Source organism: Prevotella sp. DNF00663 (genome assembly GCF_001553265.1).
Taxonomy (GTDB): Bacteria; Bacteroidota; Bacteroidia; order Bacteroidales; family Bacteroidaceae; genus Prevotella.
In genome coordinates this window covers 54098-60820 of the sequence record NZ_KQ960629.1, presented here as the reverse complement: position 1 = coordinate 60820, position 6723 = coordinate 54098, and the positions used below count along the sequence as shown (strand labels likewise).

General features: G+C 44.8%; 6 protein-coding genes. All 6 read right to left on the bottom strand.

The features are described 5' to 3' along the window. Positions 1-9 precede the first annotated feature (9 nt). The 6 genes from HMPREF3034_RS07410 to HMPREF3034_RS07385 all read right to left on the bottom strand — a co-directional run bounded on the left by HMPREF3034_RS07410 (position 10) and on the right by HMPREF3034_RS07385 (position 6645). The gene (locus HMPREF3034_RS07410) at positions 10-504 is read right to left on the bottom strand and encodes a glycoside hydrolase family protein (RefSeq protein ID WP_156431071.1); all 495 of its coding nucleotides are present in this window, start codon (positions 502-504) and stop codon (positions 10-12) included. Positions 505-522: 18 nt separating this feature from the next. Further along, positions 523-2799, bottom strand: a complete 2277-nt coding sequence (locus HMPREF3034_RS07405; protein WP_062434450.1) for a RelA/SpoT family protein — start codon at positions 2797-2799, stop codon at positions 523-525. Positions 2800-2822: 23 nt separating this feature from the next. Then, positions 2823-4148 carry a lytic transglycosylase domain-containing protein gene (locus tag HMPREF3034_RS07400; protein WP_036898885.1) on the bottom strand — a complete coding sequence of 442 codons (1326 nt, stop codon included), beginning with the start codon at positions 4146-4148 and terminating at the stop codon, positions 2823-2825. A 15-nt stretch (positions 4149-4163) separates the two neighbouring features. Next, positions 4164-4820 (bottom strand): DUF5683 domain-containing protein, encoded by a 657-nt coding sequence (locus HMPREF3034_RS07395; RefSeq protein WP_062434447.1) that lies wholly within the window; start codon positions 4818-4820, stop codon positions 4164-4166. A gap of 45 nt (positions 4821-4865) precedes the next feature. Next, complete coding sequence (locus HMPREF3034_RS07390) at positions 4866-5777, bottom strand: ParB/RepB/Spo0J family partition protein (RefSeq protein ID WP_036898891.1); 912 nt, start codon at positions 5775-5777, stop codon at positions 4866-4868. A gap of 103 nt (positions 5778-5880) precedes the next feature. Further along, entirely contained in the window at positions 5881-6645 is a 765-nt protein-coding gene (locus HMPREF3034_RS07385) for a ParA family protein (RefSeq protein ID WP_036898894.1), read from the bottom strand. Positions 6646-6723: the final 78 nt, after the last annotated feature.

Below are 6723 nucleotides of genomic sequence, written 5' to 3'. Positions count from 1 at the left end.
CAGCGTGGGTCAAATTAGTGTGGCTTTTCCATCTTGCTTTATGTAGGTGAGTTCTGAACCGCCCGGACGCTCAAAATCGAAATGCAGATTATGGAGTTTGATTTCGCTACTGTGCCAAGTGGAGAGCATCGTCATCTTGCCATGATACATGAGAGTGGCTCCATTGCCCTCGATGGTCAGGTTTTGGAGGCTGTCGAGTAACAAGCCAATGACCTTGGTTTTCGACGGACATTCTATCTCGGAAGAGGTGTTGCTGATGTAGAAATCGCGTCGTTGTGCTCCTTCAGGCCATAAATCGTAGCGCCCATTCTCAAATGTAAGCACTTTGACATGGTGTGTACGACAGTATTCGATAGCCTGTCGAAGCGCTTTGGTACAATTCTCAAAACTATTGGCGCGAGCACCAAATTGCGCTACGTTGACGGTATCGATAGATTGGGCTTGCAAATGTAGCGAGCAGCAAATGGCAAGAATGGATGCCAACAGTAGTCGGCTGTGTTTCATGGAATAAGGTGTTTGTGTTTATTTGATGTATTGTACTTCTTGCATATCGGCTATTTGCCGGAGGTTGGCAACGATTTCTCGTACCTCATTACGGTTGTGTACACGTACTTCAATGACGCCATCGAAGATGCCATCGTTGCTAGTGACAGTGACTCTGTGGATATTAATATCCATCTTACCGGATATGATTTCAGCGACATCGTGTAGCATTCCCTTGCGATCAATACCGTGTAATTCGATGATTGCATCGAAGAACATCTGGTCGTGCATGTCCCATTGGGTGGCAAGGATGCGGTTGCCGTAGCTCGTTTTCAACTTGCTTGCAATCGGACAGTTGCGACGATGTATCTCTATCTGTCCCTTATTGTCGATATAGCCGAGCGTATCGTCGCCGGGAATGGGGTGACAGCAACTGTGGAAGATAAACGTTCTGATGTTGTCTTCATTGATGATGAGTGGCTTCTTGCGGTTGAAGTCTTTGCCTACAATAAATGTCTCCGGCTTCTTTTCGGCAGTCTTATCTTCTTTTTTATTATGTCCTAAGAATGGAACGTATTTACGCCAACCCAGCGATGTGGATTCTTTCTTGGGCTTACCCATAAGCCCGTCCAAGTCTTTGGCTTCAAGAATGATTTTCTTTTCGGCCAATGCTTGGAAGAAACTCTCAGGTTTTTGGACGTCATGAACATCGCAGAGCTTATCTACAATAGACGCCGACATCTGCATATCGTTCTGCTGTAGCCAAGTGTTGAGCAGTTCCTCACCTTTCTTTTGTAATGCTCGTTCATCGCGACGGAGGATGGCTTGTACCTTGGCACGGGCTTTAGCGGTAGACACAAAGTTAATCCACGAAGGTTGAACATGCTGTGCTTTGCTTGTCAGTATTTCTACTTGGTCGCCACTTTGCAGCTTATGACTGAGCGGTACAAGCTTGTGGTTGACTTTGGCACCGATGCAATGACTACCTAAGAATGTATGGATTTGGAAAGCAAAGTCGAGAGCCGTACAGCCGGCGGGCATCGTTTTAATCTCTCCTTTGGGCGTGAATACGAAGATTTCTGATGCAAACAGATTGAGTTTGATGGCATCAAGAAAGTCCATCGCATCGGGTTGTGGGTCGTCAAGAATTTCTTTGATGGTGCGAAGCCAGTCGTTAAGTTCGCCTTCGTCTTCTGTGTACTCGCCCCCCTCCTTGTATTTCCAATGGGCGGCGAAACCTTGTTCGGCCACTTCATTCATACGATCGCTACGTATCTGTACCTCAATCCATCGGCCTTGTTTGCTCATCAGCGTCACGTGGAGTGCTTGATAGCCATTTGCTTTGGGATGGTTAAGCCAGTCGCGCAGACGATCCGGATGGCTCTTATATATCTGACTGAGGGCTACATAGATGTTGAAGCATTCGTTGATTTCGTTGTTTCGTGATTTCGGAGTGAAGATAACGCGAACGGCAAGAATGTCGTAGATTTCGTCGAAAGTGACGTGTTTGTTTTGCATCTTATTCCAAATAGAATAAGGACTCTTCACTCTTGCTTTGATTTCGTATTGAACTCCCATCTTATCCAAAGCCTCTTTGATGGGACTAGTGAACTGAGCGAACAGTGTATCGCGCTGTGCTTCGGTGGCAGCAAGTTTCCGTTCTATCTTGGCATATTCCTCCGGATGTTCGTAACGGAAGCTGAGATCTTCGAGCTCTGTCTTGATTTTGTTGAGGCCAAGTCGGTTAGCCAGCGGAGCATAGATGTACATAGTCTCGCCCGCTATCTTGTATTGCTTGTTGGCAGGTTGGCTATCCAGCGTTCGCATATTGTGTAGACGGTCGCATATCTTAATCAAGATGACGCGAATATCGTCGCTCATGGTGAGCAGAAGCTTTTTGAAATTCTCTGCCTGAGCAGATGCTTTGTCACCAAAGATACCACCGCTAATTTTTGTCAAACCGTCTACAATTTGGGCTATCTTAGGCCCAAACATATTCTCAATGTCCTCTACTGTGTAGTCGGTATCTTCTACAACATCGTGGAGTAGAGCCGAACAGATACTTGTAGAACCTAACCCCATCTCTTCGCAAGCAACTTGTGCGACGGCTATAGGATGCATGATGTAAGGCTCACCGGAGAGTCGTCGCACTCCTTTATGAGCCTGACGGGCAAAATTGAATGCCTTGGTAATGATGTCAACCTTCTTCCTATGGCGTGAAGCCAAGTAGGTATCTAGTAGATGTTGGAACGCATCATTAATCAATTGATTGTCCGCTAGTTCGCGGTTTTGCTCTTTCAAAGTATGCTCGTCCATAGGATGGTATCGGTTAAAGGTTCTTATTTCACTTTTATCTTCTTTCCGGCGCGGATGCTATTACCGGAAATTTTGTTCAGCTTCTTCAGTTTTTTAACGGTCGTACCGTTGCGTGCTGCGATTTCAGAGAGCGTGTCTCCTTGGCGAATGGTAATACTCTTGCCACGGCTTCTCTTCTCTCTTTTGTGGCGACGTGATGATGATGAACTGCGATGACTGTAGCTTTTGCTTGGTCGATAAGATGGTATGTCGTCGTTGACAGCCACTTCTTTACGCTTCATAGCCAAATCGTCAGGCCCGTAAGCATAGACAGCTTTCTCGTTATCGATGAACTCTGTAATCTTAGCAGAGGGTAGACGGAGTGCGGTTAAGCCATTGCTGCCATTGATAATGTTGCGACGATATTGCGGATTCAGCTCTTGTATCTGATCAATGCTGATACCTAGAACGTGTGATAGTTGCTCAAAATGAATGTCACGGTTTACCATTACGGTGTCTGTCTTGCCCGGTAAATCGGTCGTCATAGGACAGATGTTGTGGTCGCAATAGTAGTTCATGATGTAATTGGCGGCTATGAAAGCCGGTACATATCCTCTAGTTTCTTGTGGAAGATAGGGATATATTTGCCAGTAGTCATTATGCTTGGCACGGTGCATGGCTTTGCTAATTTTGTCGGGACCACAATTATAGGCGGCAATGACAAGATTCCAATCACCATAGATGTCGTATAAGTCTTTCAGATAGTGGGCTGCTGCATACGATGCTTTGACGGGATCGCGACGCTCATCAACCAAAGAATTGACTTCAAGATTATACCGTTTGGCTGTTCTTAACATGAATTGCCATAGTCCGGTAGCACCTACACGCGACACAGCAAGCGGATTTAAGGCTGATTCTATGACCGGTAGATATTTCAATTCCAATGGAAGACCGTAGCTTTCCAGTGCCTGTTCGAAGATAGGCATGTAGAAATTCTGTGCTCCAAGCATAAAGGCTACAGAGCGACGGAGGTGTCCGCTATAGCGATCAATGAACTTCTGAACCACATCATTGTATGGCATTTCGATGATAGTTGGCAACTTGCTGAGGCGTTCCTTGTACACTTTGCGATCGTACATAGGATTGATGTCGGGCATGTTACAGCTTGTATCAATTCTCAAGTAGGCCTTTGAATTATAAAGATGGAGCAGACTGTCCAGCTCTTGGGTCATAGCTTCGGGGAGTTCTATTACTTCATTCTTCCCTTGCGCGTCGGTCACTGTGATTTCGTTGTCATCATTTGATTGGGCTTGCATGCTGCAAATCCCACCGAACATCATAGTGATAACGAGTAGATAAAGTTTTTTCATTCTTTTGTTTCTTATTTAAAAGTTCAGGCTACAGTTCAATCCTACTGCACCGGCTTTAAATGGATTGCGCTCTGTCTGATTGTTTATGATGGTGGGTGTCACTCTTAAACTGAGGTCGTTGGATATATCAAACTCAGAAAGAGAGGCATCAACATAAGCGTCAATGACGGAGAGAGCATACACACCTATCAATACGAAGATGCTCAAATCGCGCCATCTGCGAAACCTGTCTTTACGTTTTTTGAACAGATTCTGATAGGTAGATATGTTCGAAGAGTTTATCTTAGCTCCTAAATGCAGAAAATCGTTGTAGCTTTGTGTATTTGGATCGTCATCCATCAAGTCTAGGTATGCTTTGGCATAGTCCTTATACATTTGGTTGTTCCAATTGATAGCGTAAGCACAACCGACCATTCCACCATATATAATAGGTAGTTTCCAAAACTTACGGTTATATATCTGTCCGGCTCCGGGCATCACCAAAGCCAGCCAAAGTGCTCGTTTCGGACTAGGCCGCCATGTTGTCCAGTCTCTTTTTTGCTTTTTAAGAGTCATGCTATCAGTCAATGTCAAAGCGAGACTGTCCTTATGTGTTAATGCTTGGGATACCTTAATGGTTGTGGTATCTTGTGGCATTGAGTACTGGGCACGTCCCGATAAAGGCGATAACATGACCAACGCAGTGAACAATATGTGAGTCAAACCTTTCACGTAGGCTTAATCTTTCAGTTTATCGAAGATGTTCATGATACGCTCTAGTTCTTCTTCATTGGCAAAAGGGATACTGATTTTGCCCTTCCCTTTAGAAGAACAAGTGAGCTGAACTTTCGTGTTGAGGAAAGTGGAAAGTCGCTTTTTCAAGATACCGAACTCTTCCGGAAGTTGTCTTTTAGCTATAATCTTCTTCCGCCCGCTCTCTATATCGTCGCCATTCTTGAGATGTTGAACCATCTCTTCGACCTGTCGGACAGAGTAACCGTTCTTTTGTACCTCCTTAAAAAGTTTGATTTGGAGTGATGGGCTATCGATAGCGAGCAGTGCCCTAGCATGTCCCATGTCGATTTCTTTCTTCTGTAATGCCATCTGAACTTGTGCCGGAAGCTTAAGAAGACGCAGATAATTGGCAATTGCCGTACGGCTTTTGCCCACACGTTCTGATACCTTTTCTTGGGTCATACCGCTTCCTTCCATCAGATGTTCATAGGCCAAAGCAATCTCAATGGAGTTTAAATCTTCGCGTTGTATGTTTTCCACCAATGCCATTTCCATCACGTTCTCATCGCTAATCTTGCGAATATAGGCTGGAATAGCGGTCAGTCCGGCCAATTGTGAAGCACGCCAACGACGTTCGCCGGCAATGATTTGGAAATGATTTTCAGCAGTTTGACGTAGCGTGATAGGTTGGATGATGCCTATTTCACGGATACTTGCTGCCAGTTCCTGCAATGCTTCTTGGTCGAATTCGCGGCGAGGTTGATTTGGATTTGCCTCTATTTGTTCGATAGGAATCTCGTTGATAGTCGACGAACCTTGAGTACTTACTCCTTCTGTGGATATTAGTGCATCCAGTCCTCTGCCTATTTGGTCGAGTCCTCTTCCTAGGTTATTATATTTTTTGCGTACTGCCATAGTGCTTGATGAGTTCTTTAGTTGATAAGTTAATGAGTTTTTGACTATATAAGCGGGATGTTTTGATCAAGAACTTATGGACTCAAAAACTCAGAAACTCACATTACTTATTCTTATTGATAATCTCTTTGGCCAATGCCAAGTGGTTCTTGCTACCGGTAGAATCGGCGTCGTAAAGTATCACAGGGAGGCCATGACTAGGACTTTCGCTTAGTTTTACATTGCGCTGAATGACGGTTTTGAATACCAATTCTTGGAAGTGGCGCTTCACTTCGTCGTATATTTGGTTGGCCAAACGCAGACGACTGTCGTACATGGTCAACAAGAATCCTTCGATTTCCAACTTCGGATTCAACTTGCTTTTGATAATCTTGATGGTATTGAGCAACTTGCTGATACCCTCCAAGGCAAAGTATTCGCATTGAACAGGGATGATAACAGAGTCGGCTGCCGTAAGAGCGTTCACCGTAATGAGCCCTAGAGACGGGCTACAGTCTATCAAGATGTAGTCATATTCGCTTCTAATGGGCTCAAGAAGTTTTTTGAGTACTTTCTCGCGACTTTCCAGATTGAGCATCTCTATCTCTGCACCGACAAGGTCGATGTGGCTGGGGATAATATCCAGACCGTCTATATCTGTTGTGTAGATGGCATCGCGTACGTCGGCATGGTCGATGATACACTCATAGAGAGAGCATTCCACCTCTTTTATATCCACGCCTAATCCACTGGAAGCATTGGCTTGTGGGTCGGCATCTACAACTAGCACGCTCTTTTCCATGGTCGCCAATGAGGCCGCCAAGTTGATAGTTGTAGTGGTTTTTCCCACTCCGCCTTTTTGATTAGCTAATGCGATTATTTTTCCCATTTGTTATTGCTGTTGTCGTTACGGTTTTAGTTGCAAAGTTACAATAATTCATTGAAAAGGCCGTATTTTACTCCTTTT

Coding starts and splice junctions, on each gene's coding strand:
- HMPREF3034_RS07410 (WP_156431071.1), bottom strand. CDS start 504: ATGAAACACAGCCGACTACTGTTGGCATCCATTCTTGCCATTTGCTGC.
- HMPREF3034_RS07405 (WP_062434450.1), bottom strand. CDS start 2,799: ATGGACGAGCATACTTTGAAAGAGCAAAACCGCGAACTAGCGGACAAT.
- HMPREF3034_RS07400 (WP_036898885.1), bottom strand. CDS start 4,148: ATGAAAAAACTTTATCTACTCGTTATCACTATGATGTTCGGTGGGATT.
- HMPREF3034_RS07395 (WP_062434447.1), bottom strand. CDS start 4,820: ATGTTATCGCCTTTATCGGGACGTGCCCAGTACTCAATGCCACAAGAT.
- HMPREF3034_RS07390 (WP_036898891.1), bottom strand. CDS start 5,777: ATGGCAGTACGCAAAAAATATAATAACCTAGGAAGAGGACTCGACCAA.
- HMPREF3034_RS07385 (WP_036898894.1), bottom strand. CDS start 6,645: ATGGGAAAAATAATCGCATTAGCTAATCAAAAAGGCGGAGTGGGAAAA.